The organism is Streptomyces nymphaeiformis, from assembly GCF_014203895.1.
Classification (GTDB): Bacteria; Actinomycetota; Actinomycetes; order Streptomycetales; family Streptomycetaceae; genus Streptomyces; species Streptomyces nymphaeiformis.
In genome coordinates, this window is the sequence record NZ_JACHJY010000017.1 from 65,921 (window position 1) to 91,358 (window position 25,438).

Genomic DNA, 25,438 nt, shown 5'->3' on the forward strand with positions numbered 1-25,438 from the left:
GAGCCCTTGCGGACAGCTACGATCCGCAAGGGCGGTGACCTCAGGACGCGGGCAGGGTCGACACGACCTTGCCGGAGGCGTCGGCGGCGAGATAGCCGCTGGCCCTGTAGTCGTTGCTGAGGTAGAAGCGCAGTGTCGGACGGTCGTCGTTGAAGGTCCAGCGGTCGACGATCACGTAGCGCATCGTGGGGTCGTCCACCTTGAGGTCGCGTTCGCCGCGCTTCATCAGCGCGGGGAGGCTGTCCCAGGGCATCGTGGACACGTCGAAGGGCTGCTCGTCGGCGTCGTCGGCGCTGATGGTGCCGCCGGGGCCGGTCTTCCTGGCCACGCCGGCCCGGTACTCGTACGCGTCGTAGGTCTTCGCGCCGGGCCGGGTCGGGATGTTCGCCAGGGCGTACTCCTCGTAGACCGTCAGATCCTTGATCGTCGTGGTGCCGCTCGCCCGGCGGAGCTCCGCGATGACGGCACGGACGTTGGCGGTGGTGAGGAGGCTGCCGCGGACCGCGGGCGCGGAGGCGGAGGCGGCCGGGGCCGTGCCCGAGCTCTGGCCAGGGGTACGTACGGCGCCGGTCGGCGAGACGCCGCCCTTCGCCCCGGAGGTCCCGCCGCTGCCGTCGCCACCGTCGTTGCCGTCGGGGAACAGATTCACGACGCCGATCACCACGGCGGCCGCCAGCGCGAGGCCGACGGCGACGCCTGCGGCGCGCTTGCGCGGGCTCGAGGGCGCGGGGGTGGGCAGCGTCGGCGGACCGAAGCCCGCGCCCGGCGCGGCGGGCGGGCCGTAGGCGGGGTGCGGGTACGGCGCGGGCGCAGGCGCGTACGGGCCGGGGGCGGCAGGAAGGGCGACGGGGGCGGAAGGAACAGCGGCGGAAGCAGGAGCCGCGGCCGCGCCGCCCTCCGCCTCCGCCAGCAGCCGGTCCAGGAGCGCCCCGTCCGGCCGCTGCGCCGGATCACGGACGAGGAGCCGGGTCAGTACGGGACCCAGCGCGCCGGACCGCACCGGCACGGGGATCGGGTCGTCGAGCACCGCGACCACGGTCGCGAGGCCGGTGGCGCGGCGCAGCGGGTGGTGGCCCTCGGCCGCCACGTACAGGAGCATGCCGAGCGACCACAAGTCGGAGGCCGGGTTGCCCTCCTCGCCGCGGACCCGCTCGGGGGCGATGAACTCCGGCGAGCCGATCAGGTCGCCGGTGGAAGTGAGCCGGGAGGTGGCGCCGTCGAACGCGGCGATGCCGAAGTCGGTGAGCACGGCCCCGCCTTCGTGGCGGAGCAGGACGTTGGCGGGTTTGACGTCGCGGTGCTGGATGCCGGCGGTGTGCGCGGCGCGCAGTGCGGAGAGGACCTGGCGGCCGAGGGCGAGCACCTCGGGGACGGGCATCGGGCCCGCAGCGAGCCGGTCGTGCACGGAACTGCCCTCGACGAGCTCCATCACGATCCACGGGTGCGAGCCGTCCTGTGGCTCGACGATGTGGTGGATCGTCACGACGTGCGGGTTCGACACCCGGGCCAGGGCGCGGGCTTCGCGGACGGCGCGTTCGCGCAGCTGCGCGGCGAATCCGGGGTTCGCGTCCTCGACGGCGGGGTCGGGCGGGCGGACCTCCTTGAGGGCGACGTCGCGGTCGAGGGCGATGTCGCGGGCGCGCCAGACGGTGCCCATACCGCCGCTGCCGAGTCGGGAGATCAGTCGGAAGCGTCCGTCGACCAGGGGTCTTCGGTCGTGATTCGTGCTCATGGGCGGTCATCGTAGGCGGTTTCGGGTGACAGGCCGGAGCGGGCCCGGCCTGTCACCCGGCGCGGGGTGCGGCAAGGCGGCTACCGGGCCATCTCGTACGCGCCGGACAGCACCTCGACGCGCGGCGAGCGCTCCGTGTCGACGACCGGGCGGCGGACCGCGCCGAGCGCCCACTGCTGCTGCGCCTCGGTCACGGAGTCTTTCCGTGGAGCTCGACGGCGTGCGCGGATCAGTCGCGGACGAGGGCTGCGAAGAGCTCGTCGAGCAGGTCCGCGTCGAGGCCGGTCAGGACCATCTGCTCCCGGACGAACTGGGCGTGGACGACCAGCCCGAAGAGCCGGCCGACGGCGAACAGCAGGTCCAGGTCGCGGCTCTGCTCGGCTCACCGTCGCTCGGCTCACCGTCGCCACAGACCATCGGTCAGGGGTCCGCTCCGTGCCGACCAAGATCCGGGCCATACGCGGACCAGCCGCCTACGGCTTGCCCGCATCGTGGTCGTTCCTGCTGGTCAGCAGCCACACGAGGCGTGTACCACCAGCACTCGAAGAACCTGCTGGTGTCGTACTCGCCGAAGGAGCTCGGCTTCTTCTAGGGGCATGGGAAGAGGTGCATAACCGGGGCTTTTGCCCGTCAGGCGCCTCTCCCTCGCCCCACGCAGGCAGGGGTCGTGTTTACACCTAGTTTTATGACCGGGATGGTTCACCGTGACCGGAAGGCGGCTCGCGGGACGAGCGCACGCGAAACGGCTGGTATTACTGGGGCATGCAGGAAGAGACCGCACGCTCCGCGATCGACACATTCATCTCCGCGTTCAACGCCTCGGACGACAACTATGTGACTGCCCTGCTCTCCCAGGCTCTGACCTCAGACGTGGTCTTCTGGGGGCCGTTGGGCCGCAGCGAAGGAATCGCTGCGGTCGAGCGGTTCGTGCTGGACATCCGGCGCCACCCGGCGGGGACCGGCACGATGGTGCGCTGCTCAGCGGTGGACATGCCTGACGAATGGGCCCGGTACCAGTGGGTCTTCACCACGCCTGATGGAGGCCCCCGGCTGGCGGGAACGGACGTCGTCCATCTGCGACGGAGCCTCATCGACCAGGTCATCGTCTTTGCGGGGGAGATCGGGCCGTCCGCCTCCTGAGTCATCCTTCTGCCGCTGCCCTTCCCCTGAACTTGCCCCCTTCGGCGCTCGGGGGCTGCGGTGGTGGGAGTTGGCCAGGGTGAACTGCCGCAGCGGGCCGAAGTGGGCCTCGATCGGGTTGGCCCAGGAGGCGTAGGTCGGGGTGAAACACAGTTCGACCTTGTTCTTCTTCGCCCAGCGGCGGATGTCGGCGCAGGTGCGGGCGGAGAGGTTTCCCAGGATGATGTAGATGGGAACGCCGTCGGGGCGGGCGGCGCGGATCGATTGAGCGCGGCCAGGGTGTTGGCGGTGCCCTTGCGGCGGCGGTTGACGCCCCACAGGCGGTCGTCGCCCACGGAGTAGCAGCCGTGGAAGTACGTAGGGGGGAAGTAGGTGACGCCGCGGGTGCGGCGGTAGGTCGCCGGCAGCCGGTTTGGCTTGCCCTGCTTGGCCCAGCAGGAGCCTGCGGTGGGCCGGATCCCCAGGGGCCCGAACTCGTCGAAGGCGAAGACCCGGTCCGGGAAGCGTTCCAGCACCTGCTCGATCCGGCCGAGCTTGGCGTCGCGATCAGGGTCGGGTGACTCCTTCCAGGTCTTGGTGCGCTGGAAGGTGATGCCACGGCGCCGGAGTAGGCACCGTAAGGCTTCACGTCCGATGCGGATGACACCTCCGTGCACTTTGCTCAAGTAGGCGGCGTGTTCGCGGATCGACCAGCGGGTGAAGGGCTGGCCGAGCTTGCTGGGGCGAGTGGTGGCCGTCCGGATGACGAAGTCCTCGTCATCACGACTGAGCAGGCGGGGACGGCCTCCCGCCCACTGAGGGTCCAGGCAGGTCAGGCCGATCTCGTTGAAGCGGTGGATCGCATCGTCCACGGTGTCCTCGTCGGCTTGGACCAGCTGGGCGATCACCGGCACCCGGTTCCCACCCGCCGAGGCGAGCAGCATCGTCGCGCGCCGATAGCGCACCGAACTCGTGCTGCCCCGGCGCACGATCTGCTGCAGCTTCTGCCCCTCCTGGTCGGTCAGTCTGCGTACACGGACAGGCTCAGCCACCGCGCCTCCAGTCGGAGTTTTATCAAAGCCCGCACATTCTGCTTTCGGCGGGACGAAGCAGTCCGGCATCGGCCGCGAGACCCACAAAATGATGCTGGAGCACTATCAGTGGACGAAGAATCTGCTGGTGTCGTACTCGCCTAAGAAGCTCGGCTTCTTCTAGAGGCACAAAAAGAGGCTCCTGACCTGGGCTTTTGCCCGTCAGGCGCCTCTCGCTCGCGCCTCCCAGGGCGAAGCCGAGTTTGCGTTGAAACTCCCAGTTCCTCCCACCGGTATCCCACTCCTGACCAGCGCTTCCGGACCAGTCACGGACCAAAACTCCGACTCAGCCCGCGGCCTCACCTCGGCTGACGCGCTCCCACTCCTCCATGGACTGCTCGATGAGGCGGTTGGCCTGCTCCCGCACGCCGTCCAGGAACTTGGCGTAGTGGCGGAAGAGAACCTCGATGCTCTGACCCGCGCGGCGAGCGCATTCGGCTGGGTCCACACCGGAGTACAACCAGAACGAGATGCCGGCGTGCCGGAGATCGTAGGGCCGCTTGGCCAGCCCGGAGCCGAGCTCCATGCGCGTGAGCACGTACTCCCGAGCCCGCGCCCACGTCGTGCCATAGGCCGCTGGGTCCACGTAGTTGCCGGCCTGATTCCGGAACAGCCGGCCGTCCGGTGCCACACCGAAGCGGTCGATGCGTGCACGGAGTACACGCACGAACCGCGGCGGGATGGGCACGGGCCGAGTCGCGGTAGCCGCGCGACGCTTGAGCGAGTGCACCTCATGCACCGCGCCGTCATCTGTCCACTCCTTGCCTGCGGTGACGACACCACCCGACAGGTTGAGCATGCCCCACCCGGTCTCGGGAAGATGGCACTGCTCAAGCCGGAGGTGAATGACCTCCGCCGGCCGCATCGCCGCGTAGTACATGCAACCGAAGAACGCCTTCAGATGAGGGCCCCGCCCGCGCTGCTGAGCGACTGCCGCGAGGAGCCGCGCAACTTGTGCCGGGTTGGGAACTGCAGCCGGGTCAACCTCCTCGTTGACGGCCGGAGCGTTCCACCGGAGGCCGTTGAGGGGGTTCTCCGCGAAGTACCCTTTCTCCACTGCCGTGTTGAGCACTTCATTGAGCTTCTTCGAGTTGGCCACCGATCGGGTGATGGGCCGTGAAGCGCAACGAAGGAGGCCCCCGAGCTGTTGATCGAGATGTCTGACACCTTGATCACGTTGCTCGGGGGCCTCGTTGGTCACCTATCTTGCCGCACTTGACCTGCCGCATGCGCTCGTGGAGTGGGTCACCATGCTGATCGTCACCCGTGAGGGCGACCGGCCCTGCAAGCTCCGTCCGTCTCAGCGCGCGATGGTGGCACTGGTGTACCTACGAGAGCACACGACTCTGGCGAAGATCGCCGCCGGGTTCGGGATCAGCGAGTCCACCGCCCACGCCTACACCCGCGCGGTCGTCGACATGCTCGCCGAACGAGCACCGGGTCTGCTCAAGACGCTGCGCGAGCACGATCCCGACTTCATCCTGCTCGACGGCACCCTCGCCGAGTGCGACCGGGTCGGCGACGGCCGGGCCGACTACTCCCACAAACACCGGCGCCACGGCGTGAACGTGCAGGTCGTCACCGACCCCTGCGGCCGGCTGCTGTGGCTCTCGCCCGCCCTGCCGGGCCGCACACACGACCTGACCGCCGCCCGCACCCACCGGATCATCCGGATCTGCGAGCGCCAGGGCGTTCCCATCCTGGCCGACCTCGCCTACCAAGGCGCAGGACCGTGGCTGACCACCGGCATCAAACGCAAGCCACTCCAGAAACTCACTCCCACCGAAAAGACCCTCAACCGGGCGCTGGCCGCAGCACGAGCGCCCGTTGAACGCGGTGTCGCGATCCTGAAGTCCTGGCGGATCTTCCGCAGGTCCCGGTGCAGCCCCAACCGCATGACGTCAATCGTCAAGGCCATCCTCACGCTGGAGCGGCAACGGTGACGATCCCCAGTGAGTGCTTCGTCTGGCGATAACCGCCACATGAGGCGCTCACCCGGAACCGAACCCCTGGCGTCAGTCCTGGTCTTGGCCGTACTGGGCCGCGTACCAACTGGAGTCGATGGCGGGGTTGCGCAGCGCCCCCCAGAATCGGTCGTCAGGTATCGGTGGCAGGGGCTGATTGCCCAGGTCCGCATGCAGGTCCGCACGCCAGTCGAGAGTGAAGTGACTCCGGATCTCCGCGCTCTCGCACACGGACCTGTACGGGGACCCCCAGATCCCAAGGGCTATTTTCTCCGCGGCCCACCTGCGTGTGTGGTCTCGGCCGGTGTCGGCCTGTGCGAGCACCGCGCGGAGTCGCAAGGCGAGGGGGCCGGTCTGGTCCGGCTGCGGCGGGGCCACACCGCGTTCCCACGCGTCCAGGGCTGTCTTGACCTCCGGATAGTTGTTCAGGCCCGTTTCGACCGCCAGTCTGCGCGCCTGCTTCCGCGCGGCATCGACCACCTGCTCGTACGGCAGAACTGCGATCAGCGCACCGAGTTCCTCATGCCCGTCCAGGTGGCTCACGTGGAGGAGGTCGGTGGGACTGTAGGACAGGTTCAGCTCTGGCAGCTGCTCATCTGGTGCGGAAAGGGGCTCGTCGGCACTGTACTGCGGCCTGGCAGGCGGACGCCCCTCCCAGAACAGCCGGCCGTTGAAGGTGACGACACCGGCGTCCTGGCCGCGCTCCAGCGTGCCGGCCAGTTCGGTCAGATACTCACCCAGCGAGTCGGCCTGCCCGAAACTGGTGCCGGTCTCGTCGAAGAACCGTCCGATCACACCGAAGGAGTCCCGCCCGGTACGGCAATCCATCAGAAGACCGTCCGACGTCACGTCGTAAGAACCGAACTTCACGTAGTCGTGAAGCCAGTAGCCCTCGGTCTCCCCATCGAGGCCCTGGTCGATGCCGCGCAAGAACCCGGTGTCCCCGAGGATTCCGCTCACTCCGAGCAACCGGTCGCCCGTGCTGAAGCGGAAAGCTTCAGGGCCCTCCAGCGCCCCGTTGTGCCGGAGGAGTGAAGCGACCAGGTCTGGAGGAAATGTGACCCCCAGTTCCTGTTGCGCTGCTGCGATCTCCTCGTCTCCTGCGGGCGGCCGAAGCGTGGCAAAGGTGCGGGGCGCGTGCTCGCGCAGCCACGCGTCGATGCGATTCCATGCGTCCTGGACCAGGTCTGATGTCATAGGGCCGACCTTAGACGTCATCTCAATTGGCTCAGTGGGCTGTAGGCCGTGGCGGGAAACGTTGAGCGTCTGGTGCCGGACGGGCTGTGGGAGCTGTTCCAGCGAGTTGCCTCAGCTTTACCCCGCTGCCGGACTGGATCCAGCCCGAGTGCTGCGAAGAGGCCGCAGTGCGGCAAACCGGCTTCCTCGTCCGCGTCGCGCGCTCCTCCCGAAGCCGCTCGCTGGGCCAGATCGCGCCACCGTTCGCGCCCCGTCAGGCCCAATCAGCGAAACTACGCTACGAGTTCGTAGGAGACTCGGACTATGACCTCACCCGGACCCGTCGGCGGCACGCCGGTCAAGAAGCGGATCGAGCGCTCCATAACCGGTGGCTGCCTGGTCTTCCTGGTTCTGCTGATCATGGTCGGCGTAAGTCTCGTGACCGTGGTCGGGTACGTTCTGTGGAGCACCGGCAACACCACTGAGAAGAACCGGACGGCGGCCGAGGCTGAGCTCCACGACCTCATCAACCGCGCGGCCCTGGAGTCGGCCGGAGCGCTCCGCGCGAGCGCCGCCACCGACCCCGCCACACTCACCGCCCTCATCGGGAAGCATACCGAGGCACCCGTCATCACCTACGACGCGGCCCACAAGAAGTTCACTGCGGTGGTCGAGAAGGCGACCGACTACCAAAGAGTCAACATGCTGGGCGGCGGCTCCGACCGGATCGCCGCCTGCGGCATTTTCACGTACACTCTCGGCCCCGACCGTACCTGGCGCGTCGACGTCACCACCCGGGAGACCACCGCCTGCCTACCCAGCAGCGAGGTCGGCCACCTGGCCCGCGGCGCGAGGGAGGTTCTGGAGGGCCTGGACGACGACCTGACGACCGTTACGCAGGCCCGGCGCGCGCTCGACCGGACGAGGCCCCTGGGCCGACTGACCGTCAGGAAGGTGACACACGACAAACGCACCACCACTATCTCCGCTCTCCTGACCGATACCGCCCAAACGGTCGACCAGTGCTTTCTCCTCACCCTGCCACGCCCCGGAAACCAGGTGCCTAGCCCTGTCACCGTCACTCCTGCAAGCTCATGCTGAATCAGCCATCCTGCGGCAGGACTTCTACCCGGTGGCGTCTGGCCTTGCCCGGCCCTACAGCTCAGGCATCGTCGAAGGTCACGTTTGCCGAATGAAGCTCTGAAGAGCAGCATGTGCGGCCGCGCACCCTTCGTCCTCCTTCGCGGCCCGTATCCTCATTCCGCCCTAGTCGTACTTCATCAGCGTCTCGAAGCCCACCTCTGCGCAGTACTCCGACACTCGCTTCTCCGCGTCCTGGTCGTTGTGCGAGACCGCCTCGACCGTGTCGTACAGGATGTGGCTGCCCTCGTGGTCGAGGTGCTCGCGATCAATGACCTTCGCCGCGGAGATCACCGCCGCAGCGGTGAGTACGGGCTCGTTACCGTAGCCCTTCACAGGCGGGTCGTGGGTGATCCGCTGCCAGGTCGACAGGTCCCAGCAGTAGTCCTCCCGCCAGGATGCGACCCGTTCCGGATCGGGCTCCTGCTCGCCGCAGGCCGAGAGGACCCCCGCCAGGACCACGGCCAATAAGGCCGACACCTTCCGCTTGTTCGTTTTCCGCATCCGCAGCACCCCCGTCGTCAGGCACAGGTCGAAGCACACTCGGTCAAGGATCAAAAGGACGCTTCCTAGTAGTGCTTTGTTAGGTGGTCTTGTCGTGGTGGGTGGTTGGTAGTTCGCTGGCTGTATGAGGGCTGGGGAGCTTGCCGCGGTGCGGGGCCGGCTGGAGGAGTTCGCGGCGGAGGTGTTCGCGCCGTTGGTGCGTCGGGACCAGAGAGCGAAGGGCGCGTTATATCTGCGGGGACTGCTGCTGGACGGCCGCAGGAAGTCGATGCAGCCGATGGCTGAACGGCTCGGTGTCGATCACCAGCAGCTGCAGCAGTTCATCACGACCTCGACGTGGCAGGTCAGGGACGTGCGGGCCCGGCTGGCGTGGCGGGCGGCGGCCGTCGTGCAGCCGCAGGTGTGGGTGGTGGACGACACCGGCTTCCCCAAGGACGGCCATTCCTCGCCCGGGGTGGCCCGGCAGTACTCGGGCACCCTGGGCAAGGTCGGCAACTGCCAGATCGGCGTCAGTGTCCACGCCGCCTCCGAGGAGGCTTCGTGCCCGTTGTCCTGGCGCCTGTTCCTGCCCGCCGCCTGGGACGGTCCCGACGCCCAGGCCCGCAGGCGGGCCTGCCGCATCCCCGACGACGAGCGCCACCGTCCCAAGTGGCAGCTCGCCCTGGACATGCTCGACGAACTCGCCGGCTCCGGGCTGCGGCCCGCCGTCCTGGTCGCCGATACCGGCTACGGCGCGAACGCCGACTTCCGCCATGGCCTGGACGAACGCGGCCTGGCCTGGGTGCTGCAGGCCAAGGGCGAGATGACCGCCCACGGCCAGGACGCGGTGCCGCACCAGCCCGAATACGGCGGGCTCGGCCCCAGGCCGCTGCCCCGCTACCGCACCCGACCCGTGTCATTGCGCGAGCACGTACTGGCCGCAGGTCGCGGCCGCGGCCGGACCGTGACCTGGCGCAAGGGATCGAAGGCGGCGATGAGCTCGCACTTCGTGTTCCTGCACGTCCGGCTCGCGGGCCGTCGCCCGAAACCGGCCGCCGACGGCACGATCGGGTTGTCCTGGCTGATCGCCCAGTGGCCCGAGGGCGAGCGCGAACCGGTGCAGTACTGGATCTCGAACCTGCCCGCCGACATCCCCGCCAGGGATCTGGTCCGACTGGCAAAAGCCCGGTGGCGGATCGAGCACGACTACCGCGAGCTGAAAACAGCCCTGGGCCTGGACCACTTCGAGGGCCGCTCGTTCGCCGGCTGGCACCGGCACGTCACCCTCGTCACCGCCGCCCACCTGTTCCTGACCGAACAGCGGAGACACCCAAAAGCCCCTGCCAGGGCCTGACCCTCTACCAGGCCCTGGACCTCCTCCAACAGCTCATCGCTACCTGGACCGGCACCTGCCCCACCTGCCGACAGACCGTCCCATGGCAGCCCTACGACACCACCTAACAAAGCACTACTAGGACTTGTCCGGCCGATCATGGCTGTCGGCAGTCGGGCATGATGCCCGGGTGAGCATCACCGTGAAGTTCTTCGTGGCGCCGGACGACACGTCAGCGAGCCTGGCTATCCAGTCTGGGCCGGGACGGGCATTCGAGTCGCTCTCCTTCGGCAACTTCGATCCCGAAGAAGCCGTGCTGGAGTGGGAATGTCTTATGGTCGGCGGCAGCTTCCAGGAACTGGTCGAGGCTGGTGAGCCTCGCATCGTCGCAGGCCAGGACAATGACGGGTGCGTCGTCTTCGCGCTCTCACCTCGCCTGTCCGCAGCGCTTGCGGACGCTGAGCACGCTAGATTGCGCGATGTCGCCGCCTCGTGGATCCAGCTGCGTGCCGAGGACGGCGAGGTCATCGACACGCAGATCGCCGACGCGATCGTGGGTGATCTCGCTGCCCTCGTCAGCAGCGCCCGGCGTCAGAACCAGAGCGTCTACTGCTGGGTCGCGTAAGAGCTCAGGTCCGAAGCCAGATCACGACGGCCGCCGCGGTGGCGGTGCCGAGGAAGACGTAACCGCGCTTGTCGTAGCGAGTGGCGACCGCCCGGGACTGCTTGAGGCGATTGATCGCCCGCTCGACGGTGTTGCGCTTCTTGTAGCGGTCCTCGTCGAAGCCGGGCGGCCGTCCACCGCGGGCGCCTTTGCGCAGGCGGGCCGCCTGACTGTCGGTCTTCTCCGGAATGGTGTGTCGGATTCCCCGGCGTCGCAGGTACTCGCGGATGGGGCCGTTGCTGTAGGCCCTGTCGGCCGCGAGGCTGTCGGGCTTCTTGCGTGGCCGTCCCAGGCGCGGTCTCGGCACCCGGATTTTCTCCAGGACCGGCTTGAACTGGGTGCAATCAGCTCGCTGACCTGGGGTGACGATCAGAGACAGCGGGCGGCAGCGGCCGTCCGCGCTCAGGTGGAGCTTGGTGGTGAACCCGCCCCGCGACCGGCCCAGGCCCTCGCCTCCAGCACCACCTCCACCAGGCGGGCGATGAGACTCTGCCAGGGCGTCTCGTCCTGGTGTTCCATGCCTGCGGCCCCCTTTGATGCCGGGGCCGGAGGCGGATCGGTGCGGGCGCCGGCCGCGTGCTGATGCGCGCGGACGATAGTGGAGTCCACCGAGATGTCCCCGTCGATCTCGCCTGCGGCGTCGGCCGCGGCCTGGACCTGCTGGAGCAGACGTTCCCAGGTGCCGTCGGCCGACCACAGACAGTGGCGTTCGTAGACGGTCTTCCACGGTCCGAACCGTTCGGGAAGGTCACGCCCCTACACCCCGGTCCGCACCCGGTGCAGAATCCCGTCGATCACCTGCCGGTGATCCCGCCACCTGCCGCAACGCCCGTTGCTGACCGGCAAGAACGGCCGCAGCCGTTCCCACTCGGCATCACTCAGATCGCCCCGCCCCATGCTCACAGGAACGACTTGGGCACGGAGCAGTCACATGATCGGCCGGACAAGTCCTAAGCGATTCAACCCCGTCGGCAGGCTATGAAAGCGATCACTCCCCACCCACACATGCCGACAAAGACCACGACCGCCGCTGACCCGGTCCATCGATACACGTCCTCACCGGTGTGGGCGAGCCCGGAGGCAATCGCTTCGCCCGGCGTGTTGTAGTCCGCGTCGTTGTTCCTTCCCTTGCACTGGTGGCTGGAGGAGAAGAGCCAGCCAACGCCGCGAAGGACCGCGAGGATGCCGAGAAGGACCATCCCGGTAATGATCGGCGGTAACAGGGTTCGGCCTGGCGCATGCGAGTAAGCGTCCACGCAGCCACGGTTCCACTCTCAGCGCTTCGTGTACCTGAGTACGCGTACTCATCTCATCTTGCGAGCCTGCGGTAGCAGATGAGGGTGCAGGCGATGGCGGCGAAGGCGAGGAAGTGGTCGGCTTTACGCTCGTAGCGTCGGTGAAGGCGGCGGCAGCCGGCGAGCCAGGACATGGTGCGCTCGATGGTCCAGCGGTGACGGCCCAGCCGCTGCGAGGACTCGACACCCTTGCGGGCGATGCGGTGGGTGATACCGCGCTCGCGTAGCCATTGCCGCAGGTGAGAGTAGTCGTAGCCCTTGTCGCCGTGGAGCTTTCCCGGCTTACGTCGCCGGGGCCGCGGCGGGAGCGGATCGGTGGTATGCCCTTCACCAGCGGGATCAGCGCCTGGCTGTCGTGCAGGTTCGCCGCCGAGATCCCGACAGAGATGGGCAGACCGGTCCGCTCGGTGATCAGATGGATCTTCGACCCGTACTTGCCCCGGTCCACAGGATTCGGACCCGTCAGGCCCCCCTTTTCAAGGCCCGCATGTTCACCGAGTCGATCGCACACCTCGACCAGTCCAGCTCACCCCGGGAGCCGAGCTCGTCGAGGACCAGACGATAGAGCTTGGCCCACACCCTGGCCTTCGACCACTCCGAAAAACGCCGGTGGGCCGTCGCTCCCGACGGCCCGAACGACGCAGACGGCAACTGCTGCCACGTGCAGCCCGACGTGGCCACGAACACGATCGCCGCCAGCACTTCCCGGTCACCGTGCCGCCGCCGACCACCACCCTGGGGCCGCGAAGGAGCCTCCGGCACCACCCGCTGGAACAGCTCCCACAACTCGTCCGGCACCAGCCGCTCAACAATCCCCACCACAGCCCGCAGCCTACCGACCGGCCAAATGAGATGACCTCTTAAGGTCGTGGCCATGGAGTCCCCTTCATCGAGCCCGATGCCCACCCAGACTCTCCGTAGGCCGGGGCAGCAGATAGTCCTGTTCATGGTGGGGAGTCTCTTTGCCCTGCTGGGCGCTGGGGCGTTGATCAGTGGGGCGGTTGCCGCAGATCCTGCTGGCACAGTGATCTACACCGTGAGTGGCGCGGGCGGTGTCTGGGTTGCGTTCCGCAGCTGTGTCATGGGCGTGCGGATCGACTCCACGGGTCTCACCGCACGCGGCCTGGGACGCTCGAAAGTCGTTCCGTGGTGTGCGATCGGCACGGTCGATACCGGGGAGGGCCCTGGATTGGCACCGGCGCAGGCTCCTGGATTGGTTCTCAAAAACGGTGAGCAGGTGGGACTCGGTGCCCTCGCTTCATACTCCAGCCGTACGGTCGACGCCGACTTCGCCCTGATCAAGTCCCTGCACGCCACCCACGTCACCGACTGCCTCAACTGCGCGTGACTGCTGCGGCAGGGGTGCCGTACCGCCGGCACCTCGTCGCAGTCGCGTGTCCGAAGGCTTCCTGGTCGCAGCTGCACAGTGTTCGGGGACCGCTCTGTTGCCAGTGCGGGTGCGGAAGCAGGTCGACTGCCCAACATCACAAGATCAGAGACAGAGCCCGTTCACGTGTACGCCGACACCAGTAGACCATCGCCTCCGCGCTGGCGATGGAACGCTCGAAGTCGCGCACGCGACGGCGACTTCGCATCAGATGGGCGAAGAACCGCTCGACGATCCACCGCTTGGGCAGCACGACGATGCCGCGCATGTCCGTCGCTGCGTTTGACGATGGCGAGGACCAGGGCGAGGGCCGCGAGGCAGTACTCGACGAGGCTGCCGGTGTATCCGCCGTCGGCCCAGACCAGGGCCAGCAGGTGGTGCGCGGCAGTGACCTGGGTGAGCAGGACCTGGGCCGCGGAGCGGTCGCCCACATCCGCTGCGGTGACCATCACCGCGAGCAGCAGGCCAAGGGTGTCGACCACGACGTGCCGCTTGCGGCCGTTGATCAGCTTGCCGCCGTCGAAGCCGCGGCTGTCAGAGCCGACGACCGCGTCCGCTTTGACCGACCGCGAGTCGATCACGCCCGCGCCCGGCTCCGAGTCCCGCCCGGCCCGCTCGCGGACCAGGCGGCGGAGCCGGTCGTGGAACTCTCGGACCAGATCGTGGTTGCGCCCGCGCCGGAAGAACGCGTAGACCCGCTCCCACGGCCCGAAATGGCAGGCATGGCCCGCCACTTCGTGCCGTTGTCGACCAGGTAGCGGATCGCGTCCGGCATCGCGCGGTGGCAATAAGCCTCCGGTTGCCCGCCCCGGCCCCGCAGCCAGCCCGGCACCGGCAGCAGTGGCCGGACCACCGCCCACTCGGCGTCCGACATGTCGGTGGGATACCGACGCTCGCGCGCCCCGTGGTCTCTGGCGTTCCCGAACCTGTGAGCCAGACAGTCACACGCGAGAGTGGCCGAAGTGGGCCCCGCTCCCGCGTTGCCGTAGAAATGCGACAACAGGGCCTCCTGGACCGCATGTTGGCTTCGACACCCTTCGAGCTACCGAGAGGCCCTGCTCTCATGCACGGCAGCCGCCGCAGTCACCCGATCGAATGACTTCTCGACGAGATCGGGACGACGGCAGTCGCGTCGCTTCTCGTGGTCGCTGGGACGGACGAATTCGCACTGCCCTCCAGGTAGACGGTCGGCTTGGTGACGCCCCGAGGCCGCCTCGCGGGTTTGAGCCCGGTGCCGCGACTGACGAACCTGGCGAAGAGTCGTGTCTTACCGGTTCGAGGCGCGGCCAACCGCCTCCGCTATGTCCTACTTCTCCTCCGGCTCCCAGGCGCGGAGCAGGTCGAGAAGCCCTGCGTCTCCGTCAACGTGCAAGGAGTCGGCCTGGATCCGGTCGTACAGGTAGAGGACCAGCTCACTGGCCGTGCCGTGGACGGAGGCGCCGACTGTGTCCGAGTCCTCGCCGGTCGCGGCGGTGGGCGCGGGGATGCGGGTGGTGCGTGCGCCGTCGCCGTCGACGGTGAGGCGCCAGGAGCGACCCTCGGCGGCGTGGAAGTCGAAGGCCGTGGGCTTGTGCGGCCAGGCACTCGGCGTTGCGCAGACGGTGAACAGGAACTCCTCCACACCGTCGAGTGCCAGCTCGACCGGCAGCGGCTGCGGGGCGCCCCCGGCGAGCTGGGCGTCGTAGGTGTGCACCGCGGTCTCCTGGACCCGGTGCCGGGCGGTGCCGCCGGCGGTCTGCGGTGACTGCGACGCGGGCCACCACGTCCAGCAACCGCTCTCCGGTCCCGCCGCGCGCAGGGCGCCCAGCAGAAGCTGCGTCGACCCGTCCAGCCAGGCCAGCAGGGCCTCACGCTCCTGCGGCACTTCCAGCGCGGCGCGCGCGGCGACGGCCTCGGCCGGGGGCGCGTCGGCGGGCCCCGCGCCGACGATGGCGGCCCAGAAGCGGTCGCCCCCGCCCAGGTGCTTCACCAGATCGAACAGCGTCCACCCAGGGCAGGTCGGCACCTGTGCGTCGAGACCGGGCGCGGCGGCGACCACGGCGCGGAAGGCGGTCGACCGTTCATCGATCAGTCGCAACAGGTCGGGGAACTCAAGATTCTTTTCCACGCCGGGTGTCTATCACCGTGCTCCGGTGATCGGACAGCGATTTTCACAGCCGCCGCCGGTCGGCCATTGCGGACGTCCTCGCCTCCCACCGCTCGGGTGACAAGCTGCGCACTGCTGCGAGGACGCTGGTGGCGGCGGTACGCCAGGCGTCGTGCCTGTGGGTGCTCTGGCCTCGCCGTGCGGCCGGGCACCTCGGCGACGTGACGTCCACCCGGTGCGCGCGGTCATGCTGCCGCTCGATGTGATGGACGCGGAGGTCACGACGGCGGGGGAAGACCGATCGGGTCGGGAGTTCAGGTGACTCCCGTTCGACCAGCACTCCTCAAGTTCGGAAGAACAGCAGCCATTGCCCCGTGCTCACGTACGGGTCAGAGCCGTCCTGAGACGGCCTTCACCCCCGGCGTAAACGCCGGAGCACCGGCCAAGATCAAAGGTAGAGAGCCTGGGTGACGAGGTGCGGCTGCCACCCAACGTCACGGCGATGGCCGAGTCAGTGCTGCCGTCAGGCTCTGGTTCGACTTGTGTGACGTGCCTCTGCGGCCAGTGCGTCGGCGATTCGCGAAGCTGGATCTCCGGCGAACCGATGCTGCGACTGGCCGGCCGGCCAGGTAGAGATGCCATCCTCCGGCCACCGCGGAACGACGTGGAAGTGCAGGTGAGGCACCGACTGCTCCGAGCCCGGACCACTCGCGCTGAGGACGTTCACTCCGGACGCGTTCAGCCCGGACCGCATCGCCTTGGCCAGACGCTGGACCAGCGCCGTCGTCTCGGCCAGTACCTCGCCGGGCGTGTCAAAGAGGTCGGCGAAATGGGACGTCGGCACCACCAGGGTGTGCCCCGGAGCGAGAGGGTTGAGCGGGGTGAACGCACACGCCCGGGGCCCACGGGCCACCCAGTGTGCGCGGTCTTCGCGGATGAGCCGGCAGAAGATGCACAACATACGGACGACGCTTCCACGAGCCACCGGCACGTCACGCGATGGAGTACTGGCTGACCGACGGAATCACGGAAGTTGCGCCAGAGCCACTACTGCTCGATAGAGCCGAACAACCTCCGCCCGCAACCGCTACAGCCCGGGAGGCGGGACCATCCGCATGCAAGCGGAGAGCAGGGTGGCCGGCCGGCGTGATCAGCCACACGGCCCGCAACGCGCAGGCCCCCACAGCGGTTTGAGTAGCGCTACTCAGGCGCCGGGGGCCGCCCCGCCGCACGATGGACCCCTCGTCGACACGGCGGAACCGATCCGCCCAGGAGGAATCGATCATGCGAGACAGTTACCCCCGCACACTCGTCCGACTTACGTTCGCCAACCCCGCCTCGCTGGTCTACCTCGGCCTGGTGGCCATAGCGGCGCTCCCCATGGTGTTCGCCTCGGCAACCACGGACAGCAGCTTCGCGCCCCTCTGGGTCCTCCTGCTCACCGCGCCCACCAGCATGATCCTGCTCCTCCCCGACTTCGCGAACGGCGACTCGGGCCTGGCGTTCGGGTACTTCCTCGCGGCGCTGGCCCTCGCCGCGTTGCTCCACTCCTTCCTCATCGGCCTCGGCTACCAGGCACTCCGGAGAAACGTGATGCAGCAGGGCCGCACCACCACGTGAAAACCCTCCCCCGACTCCACAAAGCGTCATGCCGTTCGACCCACCAGGAGCACGGGTCACCTCCTCCACGCGGGTAACAGCTTCTGCGACACAGGCGAGAAAGGCATCCCGCCCCCTCGCATCGTCGCCGGCCAGGACAATGACGGGTGCGTCGTCTTCACGCTCTCGCCTCGCCCGTCCACTACAGGTTGCGTGACGTCGCTGCCTCGTGGAGTCAGTTGCGTGCGGAGGACGGTGAGGTCATCGAGAACCTCATGTCCCAGTGACTCGCGGTCGACCGAGTCGCCTGGCTTCGGCCCGTCCCGGCGATACGGCTGGGGCGAGGGGCATCGTCAGGGGCCCTGGAAGGGCTGGGATTCGCTCCACTCCCAGAACAGCGTCCCGGCCTCCTCGTGCGCGTCCATGAACGCCACCAGGGAAGCCGAGTCCCCGCCGGCGGGCACGTCGATCGCCGCGTGGCGGTCGCCGCTCCACTCGACGGCGAAGCCCCCGCTCCGGGCCCGCGAGGCGATGCCGCCGGCGACCTCTTCGAAGACCTGGGGCTCCAGGCCCGCCTCGAGCAGCGCCCGCAGCGTGCGGTGGCCGCCCTTCTCCACGACCTCGACGAGCATGCCGTCCTCGTCCAAGCGCACCACGTCGAAGAGGTTCAGCCCGTAGATCCGGAAGGGCACGCACTGCATGACGAACAGGCCGTCCTCGCAGCCCCCGAGCCATACCTGCTCGTGGAGGCCCGGAAAGCCGAACGGAGCCAGGTCGGCCATCGCGATGCGCTGGGAAGCCGTACGGACCGCCGGTTCCTCGTGGACGATGTACTTCTGCGACATGGCCACAGGCTAATCGGCCCCCATGCGAAGCGGGCCTGCCGCACCCTGTGGCCGGCCCTGTCGCCAGGGTGACCAGCCCGACCGCCAGGGGCACCCGTCACAGCCTGTTGCCTCAATCCGCGAAGCGGGTTCCGGCGACTAGAAGAACGTCATGTCCCAGTCGCCCGAGATCAGGGCCCGCACGGCTTTCTCGAACCCGTGCGCGACCCGCTGGACTCCTGCGTCGCCACCGAGGACGATGTCACCGTTCTCCCCGAGGAGAACCATCTCCTCGGTCTCGAAGGCGATGCCCACCGGCAGGGCGGACATGCCGAGACGCTTCTCGAAGTACCGCACGTTCGGCGCGAACGCCTCCGCGGCCTCCTCGACCGAGACCGTCAGCGACGTCTCGTCCCCGGTGACGTGCGAGGGCCAGAAGACCGTCGTCTCGCCGTACGTCCCGATGAACTCCACGAGCTCGTCGGTGACGTCGAAACCCGCCTCCTGGTAGGCCAGGCGGGCCGCATCGACGTCCACGGGGCCGCACTCGACGTGCGAGGCACCGGCGAACGCCCTGCCGAGGGATTCCTCCCTCGCTCTGCTCCGCTCGTCACTCATCCGGTGCGCACTTCCCTGAGCATGTCGACGCCCCTCGTTCCCCGTGAGTCCCCGCACGATCTGGCACGGATGTGGCAGATCCTAGGCTCAGCCTCCACAGGTGCAGCCGGCGGCTGCCTTCGCTCGCTCCGGCCGCTCCGGCGTCTTCGTCGAGGCGAGGGCCTGCTCGTCGGGGGTGCAGCATGCCGTGGTGCCACAGCAGGCGTCGGGGGCGGTCTCGGTGTTCTTGGTCAGGGTGTCGGCGTCGGCCTTGACCACGTAGACCTCCCAGGGCTCCTTGCCCGGTCCGGTGACCCAGACCTTGTCCTGAAGGGCGTAGCAGCACGAAGTGTCGTTCTCCTCGAAGGTGGCCAGTCCGGCGTCCTTCAGCCGGGTGGTGGCCGCGGTGACCTGTTCGGTGTCTTCGACCTCCACGCCGAGGTGGTCGAGACGGGTGTCCTCGCCGGCCTCTCCCTCGATGAGCACCAGCTTCAGGGGCGGTTCGGTCACGGCGAAGTTGGCGTATCCGGGGCGACGCTTGGCGGGCTCGACGCCGAACAGCTTCGAGTAGAACGCGACGGAGCCTTCGAGGTCGGCGACGCGGAGGGCGAGCTGGACGCGGGACATGGCGGTCTCCCTGATCTTCACGATCCGACGCTGTTTCGATGTTTATCGATACAGCCTGGCGAGATCGAGGTTGCCACTGGATTAGATGACTGTCAACATAGACACATGTCGAAATCAGAATTGCCGGTGATCGGGCAGGACGACCAGGTGGCATGCTGCTCCCCGATGGTCCGCGAGCCGCTGGGCGAGGAAGACGCCGTCGACCTGGCCAAGATGTTCAAGGCCCTGTCGGACCCGATCCGGCTGCGCCTGCTCTCACTGATCGCCTCGTACGAGGGTGGCGAGGCGTGCGTGTGTGACCTGACCGGCCCGTTCGACGTGTCTCAGCCGACGATCTCCCATCACCTGAAGGTGCTCAGGGAAGCGGGCCTGGTGGGCTCCGAACGACGGGGCACCTGGGTCTACTACTGGGTGCTGCCCGCCGCCCTGGCCCGCCTCTCGTCCCTTCTCCAGGCGCCGGCCGTTGCCGAACCGGCCGGAGCGGTCAGATGACGCCCTCCCTGGGGCGCCGCGCCCTGGCCGAGCTGATCGGCACCGCCGCTCTCGTCGCCGTCGTGGTCGGCTCCGGCATCCAGGCCACCGAACTGACCGACGACGTGGCCCTCCAACTGCTCGCCAACTCCCTGGCGACGGTCTTCGGCCTCGGCATGCTGATAGCCCTGCTCGGCCCGGTCTCCGGGGCGCACTTCAACCCGGCGGTGACCCTGGCCGTGTGGTGGACCGGACGCCGCGACAGGGACGGTCTGGAGCTGCGTGCCGTCGCGGCCTACGTGCCCGCGCAGATCGCCGGCGGCATCGGCGGGACGATGCTGGCGAACGCGATGTTCTCCGAACCCCTCGTCCGGCTCTCCACGCACGACCGGTCAGCCGGTCACCTCCTGCTCGGCGAGATCGTCGCCACCACTGGCCTGGTGCTCCTGGTCCTCGGCCTTGGCCGTACGGCCCAGCAGCGTCTCGGCCCGGTTCTCGTGGCGTCGTACATCGGCGCGGCCTACTGGTTCACCTCGTCCACCAGCTTCGCCAACCCGGCCGTGACGATCGCGCGGGCCTTCTCCGACACCTTCGCGGGCATCGCCCCCGGCTCCGTGTCGCCGTTCATCGCCGCCCAGCTCATCGGCGCCGGCGCCGGCGTCGCCCTGGCGGTCGCCCTCTTCGGCCGCTCCACGACCACCCCCGCCACGGCGCCCGCCGCGACAGGCGAGCCCGAACTCGCCACCGCCCGCCGCTGAACCACCCCGCCACAGGAAGTCCGACCATGACCGCGTCCGCGATTCCGTCCGTACTGTTCGTCTGCGTCCACAACGCGGGCCGCTCCCAGATGGCCGCCGCCTTCCTCTCCCACCTGGGTGGCGACCGGGTCGAGGTCCGGTCAGCCGGCTCCTCCCCCGCCGACACGGTCAACCAGGCCGTCGTCGCGGCCATGGCGGAAGTCGGCATCGACATCTCCGCCGAGACACCCAAGGTGCTCACCACCGAAGCCGTACAGGCCTCCGACGTGGTCATCACCATGGGCTGTGGCGACGCCTGCCCGTACTTTCCCGGCAAGCGCTACCTCGACTGGAAGCTCGACGACCCCGCCGGCCAGGGCGTGGACGCCGTCCGCCCGATCCGCGACGCCATCGAGCAACGCATCCGCGGCCTGCTGGGCGAGCTCGGCATCGAGGCCCGTGCATGAGTGTCGCCGCACGCAGCGTTGCGTGGACTCGAACCCACCTGACGGAGTCGATCCCGCGCCCCGTAGACACCCGCCTTTTCCTGTGAGTCACCGCAGGATCTGGCACGGCGGCCTCTTCACCCCGAAGCAGCTCGGGTAAGGGTGCCCCTTTACTGATCATTTCAGAAAGGCAGGGCCGGGTTCGGGATGTCGGGTCACGGTTACGATCGGTCCCGTAACCCGGGGGGGGCGTCCGCTCGGATAAACACGGAGCGCGCTGGGGAGGGAGAAGCCTGTGGGGCCGTCCGTGTTCTTGAAGGGGGCCTGGCGGTGGGTGTACTTCGTTCCGGGGCTGCTGCCTCTCATGATGCTGCTGATGCTGACCGGCTTCACGAGGAGGCGGGCCAACAACAGGGTCCGCGCTCAGGTCCTGATGATGCAGCAGATGCGAGCGCGCGCACTCGCCGACTGAGCCGCCCCCTGGTCTCCGTTCGACACAGGTACATCCCTCGTTCGGCCGGAAATGAGCGGGGCACGACGAGGAAGAGCCGGAGGAGAACGATCGCCGGCAGACCGGAGCACGGGCCGTTCCCTGCGAGAGCCTGATTCGTCGCCCTCCCGCTCCTGCAACCGATCATTCCAGAATGGGCTGGGCTCAGGGCCTTGGCCATCGGGCCGGCGAGCGGCAAGGTTCCAAGTGTGCCGGATGATCTTGTGCCTGATGACCTGGGGGAACGCGTTCCTCCACTGCTCCCACCTCGCCCACGCGGCGTCGGCGGTACCCAGGCCGACTGCCGGCGGATGACCGTGCGGCCATGCGTGGGGTCTTCTATGTCCTGCGCACGGGCGTGACCTGGGCGGACGTGCCGACCGAGACGATCGGCTGCAGCGAGGTGACGTGCCGACGACGTCTGCGGGACTGGACCGAGGCCGGCGTGTGGGCCCGCCTGCACGAGATCCTCTCGGCGGAACTCCGCAGGGCTGACCTGCTGGACATGGACGACGCCGCGATCGACGGCTCTCAGGTGCGGCCCTTGAAGGGGGGCTCACACCGGACCTTCGCCGGTTGACCGCGGCTGCCCCGGCAGCAAGAACCACCTGATCACCGACCGGCATGGATTGCCCCTCGTCATGCCGCTGACCAGCAGAAACCGGCACGACGTCACCCAGTTGATGCCACTGTTGGACGCGATACCCCACATCCGCAGGCGGCACAGCCGTCCCCGCCACCGACCTGGTCGACCGTTCGCCGACCGCGGCTACGACTACGACTACGACAAGTACCGACGCCCGCTCCGGGCCCGCGACATCACACCGAAGATCGCCCGCAAGGACACCGCCCCCGGAGCACGGACTTCTGTGCAGTACTGCAGAGACTCAGGCCGTACGGTGCGGGCGGAGGTGAAGCTGTGGGGCGAGGCGGCGGCGTCAGTCCTTCGTGCGCTGGTCGAAGGTGAACAGGGCCAGGTCTCGGCCCTCGCTCTTGTTGATCCGTGAGCCGGCGATGACGGTCTGGAGCTGAGTTCTGTTCAGGGGCCGGCCTGCGTTGGACTCGACGGCGGCTATCACGGCTTTGGTGAACAGGACGCCCGCCGCCTGCGAGGGCAGATAGCTCGTCTTGCGCAGGTGGGCGTACTCCGGGCTCTGCTTCTTGGCCTCCGCGTCGATGGTGGCGGGGTTCTTGACACGGACCGGACCGCCGCTTCCGCGACCCCGGTTGACCTTCGTGGTGCTGAGGCCGGCAAGGGAGTTGGTCAGGTCCGTGATCGACAGGTCCCGCTTGAGGATGGCGACCTGCGTGGGGATGGCCGCGGCAAGCGGGGTGGGGGCGGGCTGTCCCGAGGGCTGGGTCGTGGCCTGCTGCTGGTCACGCAGGTCCTGGGGCTCGGGCTGGTACATGTGGGCCGTGACACTCGGCTGTCCGCCGACGGTGATGAGGCCCGGGTTGTTCGGCACGAGAGCGGCCGTCTCGATGTGGCCGCCCAGGGTTCCCGAGTACTGGCGGACGAGGGCGTTCGGCCGGCCGGGGACCGTGGTGTGCGGGGCGCCGGGCGTGTTCGTGGGATCCATGACCATGCCCTGGGCGTCCGCGTGGGTCGGGGCGAGGTTCCGCAGATGGGCGCCGTTGGTCAGGGTGGTGAGCGGCAGGTTCTGCGGGAGTCCGGTCTGGGCGTCGGGCATGCCTTCGACCTTGCCCTTCCACTGAGTGGGGACCCAGCGCCGGAAGGTGACCCTCTCGGCGGCCAGCGCGACCTGGTTCGCCTGGGGCATGGCGTTGAAGTGCAGCTTGGTGATGACTCCGGCGTCCACGATCTGCTGGCCGGTGCGCACGTAGGTGTGGTCGGAGTAGTCCACGTCCACCTTGTAGGTGAACGGGTGGCCCCCGTGCATGAGGTGCTCGGGAAAGCTCTCCCAGCCGCGCATGAGGCCCTGGTTGAAGTGCTTGCTCTCCTGGGGCGCGAGGTTGCCGTGGACGTCGGCGTCCTGGCCCTCCATCAGCGTGTGCTCGATGAGATGGCCGCCGTCGTAGGCCTGGGCGCGGGAGGGGCGGTCGAACAGGCCGCGTTCCATGACGCCGAAATGGCCGTACGGGGAGATCACGTTGTTGTTGCGGTTGGAGCCGTCCGCCTTGCGGGCCGAGGCGGGGTCTATCTCGGCGGTGACGCTGCCGGCCCGGGCGTAGGTGTCCGGGTAGTCGCCGGGCTTCTTGAGGTTGAGTCCGGGGAACTCGTACTCCTCCTGGAGACCGGCGGCCGTGAAGTAGGGCTTGAACGCCTTGCTGAGCGTCTTGATGGGGCTTTGCGCGTCCTGCTCGCGCGGGCTGACCGACGTGAACACCGACTTCCGCTGGATCTGCGGCTCCTGGGTGTCGTGGCCGGTCCCGGAGCCGGTGGCGGGCTCCCGTGCGGTCCGCTGTACGGGAGCCGCCCCGCTCATCGCGCGCGTCGCGTTCGCCTCCGCTTCCCGCTCGAAGCGGTCGGACGGGTCGCTCACCTTCAGGCCCGAGCCGTTGTCGGTGCCCGCGACCGGGCCCTGGCGCTGCTGGATGACGTGGGTGAGCTCGTGGGCGAGGGTGTGGCGGTCGGCGCCGCCCTCGCCGATGACGACGTGGCTGCCGGACGTGTAGGCGCGGGCGCCTACCTCGGCGGCGGAGGCCTTGGCAGCGGAGTCTGTGTGGATCCGTACGTCGGAGAAGTCGGCGCCAAGCCGGGCCTCCATGTCCGTGCGTGTGGCGGCGTCGAGCGGCTGCCCGCCGGAGCGCAGGACGTCGTGGACGGCGGACCGCTGCACCTGCGCGGGCTGCCCGTGGCCGCAGCCGGCGCCGTGCCGGTGCTGCTCCTGGCCCGCGGGGGCGTGTCCGGCCTGGCGGAGGAGTTGGACGACGGCCGCGTTCCCGGCGGTGCCGTGGAGGGCGAGGAGCCGTTGCAGCGCCGTGTCCGGGGTGGGCCGGTCGGCCCTTGCGGGGCTGCTGTGGGGTCCCGTCGCCCGGGTGTTGTCGCGGTCGTGCACGGCGGCCTCTTCCTCCAGGGATTCCAACCCCTCCTGCCTACAGGACGGGCGGGTGGCGCGGCAGGTGCCGGAGGGCAGTGCGGGAGGGCCGGGAGGGCAGACTTCCGTGGTGCGAAGCAGCGACGTCACGTTGCGCGAGGACTCGCCCGGCGGGATCCGTGACGACCTGGACGTTCACGCCGTGCCGGCAGTGCTTGGGCGAAGCCACGGTTCTCCGTCCCGTTCCGCTGCCGGGCCGACGGGACACGTCCCATCGGCGAGGCCGCACGCGTCCTGACGTGGCAACGGCCCCGGCGCACACGTGACCTGCTCCCCGAGGTACCGAGCGCGTCGGGACCGTCCCTGAGACGTCGCGTCACGTCCCAGGGACATGGGCTTCTGGAACGGGCCCGATCCGACGTGCCAGGGTCCTCACCAGACACGGCCGTCGGCTGCGTGGACACGCGCCGACCGAGGGCCGATCTCCCCGGCCCGTCGCCCTCCCCCACCGCCAAGGAGCCCTCATGGCATTCAGCACCACGATCAAGCGCGCAGCGGTCATCGCCGCATCCACGCTCACGCTGGCACTGGGCGTGACCGGCACCTCGCACGCCCTCACCCGTGACGGTGACGACCCCAATGCCTCCGGCTGCTCGTCCGACGCGTACACGGCCAGAGAGGCACACATCCTGGACCGTGACGGCCGGACGGTCATCGGCGTCGTGGAACTGCGCTACAGCCCCTCCTGCCGCACCACCTGGGTGCGTATCCAAGGCGACCAGCCTGACCTGCACGGTTACGCGCAGAGGACACAGGACCATGCGGTGCAGCGCTGCGGCTCCTCCCAGTGGAGCGGGAGCCTCGGCCAGTACTACTGCTACAGCCCGATGCTCAACGACGCCGGCTACACCTCTTACGCCTACGGATACGCCGTCAAGAACGGAGTCATGAGCAACGAGGCGGTGACCACCACCTACTGATCCCCCGCCCTCGTGGCGCGGCGTCCCACTCCCGTCCCGCTCCCGTCCCACCGCCGTCCTAGGACGGATGAGGCTTCTGCCGTACGCCCTCCGGCCTGCATGGCTACCGGCGGGCGGTCCTGGCACTCCCCACCGTTCTCGTCGCAACACGGCGACCGCGGCCTTCCAGTCTCACCGGACCATCCACGGACCGAAGCG

At 68.7% G+C, this 25,438-nt stretch carries 24 protein-coding genes and 6 pseudogenes; 13 read left to right on the plus strand and 17 right to left on the minus strand.

The features are described 5' to 3' along the window. Positions 1 to 40: 40 nt before the first annotated feature. Complete coding sequence (locus GGE06_RS39795; protein WP_220378556.1) at positions 41 to 1,732, minus strand: serine/threonine-protein kinase; 1,692 nt, start codon at positions 1,730 to 1,732, stop codon at positions 41 to 43. Positions 1,733 to 1,812: 80 nt separating this feature from the next. Continuing rightward, positions 1,813 to 2,111 (minus strand): annotated as a pseudogene (locus GGE06_RS39800) (acyl-CoA dehydrogenase); the annotation flags it as partial. 383 nt (positions 2,112 to 2,494) lie between these two features. On the opposite strand from GGE06_RS39800, the gene GGE06_RS39805 reads away from it, so the two are divergent. Beyond that, positions 2,495 to 2,872, plus strand: a complete 378-nt coding sequence (locus GGE06_RS39805) for a nuclear transport factor 2 family protein (protein ID WP_116163817.1) — start codon at positions 2,495 to 2,497, stop codon at positions 2,870 to 2,872. Between the two features lie 60 nt (positions 2,873 to 2,932). Here GGE06_RS39805 and GGE06_RS39810 read toward each other — a convergent pair. Next, a pseudogene (locus tag GGE06_RS39810) lies at positions 2,933 to 3,903 on the minus strand (IS630 family transposase); the annotation flags it as partial. A 325-nt stretch (positions 3,904 to 4,228) separates the two neighbouring features. Further along, a complete protein-coding gene (locus GGE06_RS39815) occupies positions 4,229 to 5,041 on the minus strand; it encodes a tyrosine-type recombinase/integrase (protein ID WP_281402417.1) in 813 nt (270 codons plus the stop codon). A 94-nt stretch (positions 5,042 to 5,135) separates the two neighbouring features. Between GGE06_RS39815 and GGE06_RS39820 the strand changes: the two genes are divergently transcribed. Beyond that, the gene (locus tag GGE06_RS39820; protein WP_116163813.1) at positions 5,136 to 5,885 is read left to right on the plus strand and encodes a transposase family protein; all 750 of its coding nucleotides are present in this window, start codon (positions 5,136 to 5,138) and stop codon (positions 5,883 to 5,885) included. A 72-nt stretch (positions 5,886 to 5,957) separates the two neighbouring features. Here GGE06_RS39820 and GGE06_RS39825 read toward each other — a convergent pair whose 3' ends face one another. After that, positions 5,958 to 7,103, minus strand: a complete 1,146-nt coding sequence (locus tag GGE06_RS39825; RefSeq protein ID WP_184933106.1) for an SMI1/KNR4 family protein — start codon at positions 7,101 to 7,103, stop codon at positions 5,958 to 5,960. Between the two features lie 303 nt (positions 7,104 to 7,406). Between GGE06_RS39825 and GGE06_RS39830 the strand changes: the two genes are divergently transcribed. Further along, complete coding sequence (locus tag GGE06_RS39830; RefSeq protein WP_116163809.1) at positions 7,407 to 8,183, plus strand: hypothetical protein; 777 nt, start codon at positions 7,407 to 7,409, stop codon at positions 8,181 to 8,183. Positions 8,184 to 8,348: 165 nt separating this feature from the next. Here the strand turns inward: GGE06_RS39830 and GGE06_RS39835 are convergent, their stop codons facing one another. After that, complete coding sequence (locus GGE06_RS39835; RefSeq protein ID WP_116163807.1) at positions 8,349 to 8,780, minus strand: hypothetical protein; 432 nt, start codon at positions 8,778 to 8,780, stop codon at positions 8,349 to 8,351. Between the two features lie 70 nt (positions 8,781 to 8,850). Here GGE06_RS39835 and GGE06_RS39840 point away from each other — a divergent pair, with 70 nt between their 5' ends. Next, the gene (locus GGE06_RS39840; protein WP_116156925.1) at positions 8,851 to 10,059 is read left to right on the plus strand and encodes an IS701 family transposase; all 1,209 of its coding nucleotides are present in this window, start codon (positions 8,851 to 8,853) and stop codon (positions 10,057 to 10,059) included. A gap of 169 nt (positions 10,060 to 10,228) precedes the next feature. Next, the gene (locus GGE06_RS39845) at positions 10,229 to 10,663 is read left to right on the plus strand and encodes a hypothetical protein (RefSeq protein WP_116163802.1); all 435 of its coding nucleotides are present in this window, start codon (positions 10,229 to 10,231) and stop codon (positions 10,661 to 10,663) included. Between the two features lie 4 nt (positions 10,664 to 10,667). Here the strand turns inward: GGE06_RS39845 and GGE06_RS39850 are convergent. The 3 genes and pseudogenes from GGE06_RS39850 to GGE06_RS39860 all read right to left on the minus strand — a co-directional run bounded on the left by GGE06_RS39850 (position 10,668) and on the right by GGE06_RS39860 (position 12,810). Further along, a pseudogene (locus tag GGE06_RS39850) lies at positions 10,668 to 11,599 on the minus strand (IS5 family transposase). A gap of 62 nt (positions 11,600 to 11,661) precedes the next feature. Beyond that, positions 11,662 to 11,901 carry a hypothetical protein gene (locus GGE06_RS39855; RefSeq protein WP_116163801.1) on the minus strand — a complete coding sequence of 80 codons (240 nt, stop codon included), beginning with the start codon at positions 11,899 to 11,901 and terminating at the stop codon, positions 11,662 to 11,664. Positions 11,902 to 12,011: 110 nt separating this feature from the next. Further along, a pseudogene (locus GGE06_RS39860) lies at positions 12,012 to 12,810 on the minus strand (IS5 family transposase). Positions 12,811 to 12,943: 133 nt separating this feature from the next. Here GGE06_RS39860 and GGE06_RS39865 point away from each other — a divergent pair. Beyond that, the gene (locus tag GGE06_RS39865) at positions 12,944 to 13,345 is read left to right on the plus strand and encodes a PH domain-containing protein (protein ID WP_147321137.1); all 402 of its coding nucleotides are present in this window, start codon (positions 12,944 to 12,946) and stop codon (positions 13,343 to 13,345) included. 161 nt (positions 13,346 to 13,506) lie between these two features. On the opposite strand, the gene GGE06_RS39870 is transcribed toward GGE06_RS39865, so the two are convergent. The 4 genes and pseudogenes from GGE06_RS39870 to GGE06_RS39880 all read right to left on the minus strand — a co-directional run bounded on the left by GGE06_RS39870 (position 13,507) and on the right by GGE06_RS39880 (position 16,431). Next, positions 13,507 to 14,118 (minus strand): transposase, encoded by a 612-nt coding sequence (locus GGE06_RS39870; RefSeq protein ID WP_312883477.1) that lies wholly within the window; start codon positions 14,116 to 14,118, stop codon positions 13,507 to 13,509. Between the two features lie 32 nt (positions 14,119 to 14,150). Next, positions 14,151 to 14,258: pseudogene (locus GGE06_RS43925) on the minus strand (IS5 family transposase); the annotation flags it as partial. A 432-nt stretch (positions 14,259 to 14,690) separates the two neighbouring features. Further along, positions 14,691 to 15,491, minus strand: a complete 801-nt coding sequence (locus GGE06_RS39875; RefSeq protein ID WP_184933107.1) for a maleylpyruvate isomerase family mycothiol-dependent enzyme — start codon at positions 15,489 to 15,491, stop codon at positions 14,691 to 14,693. A gap of 502 nt (positions 15,492 to 15,993) precedes the next feature. Further along, positions 15,994 to 16,431: an HIT family protein gene (locus GGE06_RS39880; RefSeq protein ID WP_184933108.1), complete on the minus strand. Its 438-nt coding sequence runs from the start codon at positions 16,429 to 16,431 to the stop codon at positions 15,994 to 15,996. Positions 16,432 to 16,754: 323 nt separating this feature from the next. On the opposite strand from GGE06_RS39880, the gene GGE06_RS39885 reads away from it, so the two are divergent. Next, positions 16,755 to 17,090, plus strand: coding sequence for an SCO4225 family membrane protein (locus GGE06_RS39885; RefSeq protein ID WP_184933109.1), 336 nt, complete (start codon positions 16,755 to 16,757; stop codon positions 17,088 to 17,090). Between the two features lie 332 nt (positions 17,091 to 17,422). Here the strand turns inward: GGE06_RS39885 and GGE06_RS39890 are convergent, their stop codons facing one another. From GGE06_RS39890 to GGE06_RS39900, 3 genes are all read right to left on the minus strand, one after another. Then, positions 17,423 to 17,914, minus strand: a complete 492-nt coding sequence (locus GGE06_RS39890; RefSeq protein WP_184933110.1) for a DUF4265 domain-containing protein — start codon at positions 17,912 to 17,914, stop codon at positions 17,423 to 17,425. A 138-nt stretch (positions 17,915 to 18,052) separates the two neighbouring features. Next, positions 18,053 to 18,511 (minus strand): SUKH-3 domain-containing protein, encoded by a 459-nt coding sequence (locus GGE06_RS39895; RefSeq protein WP_147321135.1) that lies wholly within the window; start codon positions 18,509 to 18,511, stop codon positions 18,053 to 18,055. A gap of 87 nt (positions 18,512 to 18,598) precedes the next feature. Continuing rightward, complete coding sequence (locus GGE06_RS39900; RefSeq protein ID WP_116163787.1) at positions 18,599 to 19,117, minus strand: ArsI/CadI family heavy metal resistance metalloenzyme; 519 nt, start codon at positions 19,115 to 19,117, stop codon at positions 18,599 to 18,601. 105 nt (positions 19,118 to 19,222) lie between these two features. Here GGE06_RS39900 and GGE06_RS39905 point away from each other — a divergent pair, with 105 nt between their 5' ends. From GGE06_RS39905 to GGE06_RS43220, 5 genes and pseudogenes are all read left to right on the plus strand, one after another. After that, entirely contained in the window at positions 19,223 to 19,609 is a 387-nt protein-coding gene (locus GGE06_RS39905; protein ID WP_116163785.1) for an ArsR/SmtB family transcription factor, read from the plus strand. After that, a complete protein-coding gene (locus GGE06_RS39910) occupies positions 19,606 to 20,346 on the plus strand; it encodes an aquaporin (protein ID WP_116163783.1) in 741 nt (246 codons plus the stop codon). Before GGE06_RS39905 ends, GGE06_RS39910 begins: the two co-directional genes overlap by 4 nt. A 26-nt stretch (positions 20,347 to 20,372) precedes the next feature. Next, the gene (locus tag GGE06_RS39915; RefSeq protein ID WP_116163781.1) at positions 20,373 to 20,792 is read left to right on the plus strand and encodes an arsenate reductase ArsC; all 420 of its coding nucleotides are present in this window, start codon (positions 20,373 to 20,375) and stop codon (positions 20,790 to 20,792) included. Positions 20,793 to 21,078: 286 nt separating this feature from the next. Continuing rightward, positions 21,079 to 21,243 carry a hypothetical protein gene (locus GGE06_RS39920; RefSeq protein ID WP_184933111.1) on the plus strand — a complete coding sequence of 55 codons (165 nt, stop codon included), beginning with the start codon at positions 21,079 to 21,081 and terminating at the stop codon, positions 21,241 to 21,243. A 227-nt stretch (positions 21,244 to 21,470) separates the two neighbouring features. Next, a pseudogene (locus tag GGE06_RS43220) lies at positions 21,471 to 22,268 on the plus strand (IS5 family transposase). Here the strand turns inward: GGE06_RS43220 and GGE06_RS43225 are convergent. Next, positions 22,200 to 24,299 carry an eCIS core domain-containing protein gene (locus tag GGE06_RS43225; protein ID WP_376773651.1) on the minus strand — a complete coding sequence of 700 codons (2,100 nt, stop codon included), beginning with the start codon at positions 24,297 to 24,299 and terminating at the stop codon, positions 22,200 to 22,202. The pseudogene GGE06_RS43220 and the gene GGE06_RS43225 overlap by 69 nt on opposite strands. Before the next feature lie 485 nt (positions 24,300 to 24,784). On the opposite strand from GGE06_RS43225, the gene GGE06_RS39940 reads away from it, so the two are divergent. Then, a complete protein-coding gene (locus GGE06_RS39940) occupies positions 24,785 to 25,240 on the plus strand; it encodes a DUF2690 domain-containing protein (RefSeq protein WP_184933112.1) in 456 nt (151 codons plus the stop codon). Positions 25,241 to 25,438 lie beyond the last annotated feature (198 nt).

Coding starts and splice junctions, on each gene's coding strand:
- GGE06_RS39885 (WP_184933109.1), top strand. CDS start 16,755: ATGCGAGACAGTTACCCCCGCACACTCGTCCGACTTACGTTCGCCAAC.
- GGE06_RS39915 (WP_116163781.1), top strand. CDS start 20,373: ATGACCGCGTCCGCGATTCCGTCCGTACTGTTCGTCTGCGTCCACAAC.
- GGE06_RS39910 (WP_116163783.1), top strand. CDS start 19,606: ATGACGCCCTCCCTGGGGCGCCGCGCCCTGGCCGAGCTGATCGGCACC.
- GGE06_RS39865 (WP_147321137.1), top strand. CDS start 12,944: ATGGTGGGGAGTCTCTTTGCCCTGCTGGGCGCTGGGGCGTTGATCAGT.
- GGE06_RS39855 (WP_116163801.1), bottom strand. CDS start 11,901: ATGGTCCTTCTCGGCATCCTCGCGGTCCTTCGCGGCGTTGGCTGGCTC.
- GGE06_RS39880 (WP_184933108.1), bottom strand. CDS start 16,431: ATGTTGTGCATCTTCTGCCGGCTCATCCGCGAAGACCGCGCACACTGG.
- GGE06_RS39895 (WP_147321135.1), bottom strand. CDS start 18,511: ATGAGTGACGAGCGGAGCAGAGCGAGGGAGGAATCCCTCGGCAGGGCG.
- GGE06_RS39940 (WP_184933112.1), top strand. CDS start 24,785: ATGGCATTCAGCACCACGATCAAGCGCGCAGCGGTCATCGCCGCATCC.
- GGE06_RS39890 (WP_184933110.1), bottom strand. CDS start 17,914: ATGTCGCAGAAGTACATCGTCCACGAGGAACCGGCGGTCCGTACGGCT.
- GGE06_RS39795 (WP_220378556.1), bottom strand. CDS start 1,732: ATGAGCACGAATCACGACCGAAGACCCCTGGTCGACGGACGCTTCCGA.
- GGE06_RS39830 (WP_116163809.1), top strand. CDS start 7,407: ATGACCTCACCCGGACCCGTCGGCGGCACGCCGGTCAAGAAGCGGATC.
- GGE06_RS39900 (WP_116163787.1), bottom strand. CDS start 19,117: ATGTCCCGCGTCCAGCTCGCCCTCCGCGTCGCCGACCTCGAAGGCTCC.
- GGE06_RS39825 (WP_184933106.1), bottom strand. CDS start 7,103: ATGACATCAGACCTGGTCCAGGACGCATGGAATCGCATCGACGCGTGG.
- GGE06_RS39840 (WP_116156925.1), top strand. CDS start 8,851: ATGAGGGCTGGGGAGCTTGCCGCGGTGCGGGGCCGGCTGGAGGAGTTC.
- GGE06_RS39805 (WP_116163817.1), top strand. CDS start 2,495: ATGCAGGAAGAGACCGCACGCTCCGCGATCGACACATTCATCTCCGCG.
- GGE06_RS39905 (WP_116163785.1), top strand. CDS start 19,223: ATGTCGAAATCAGAATTGCCGGTGATCGGGCAGGACGACCAGGTGGCA.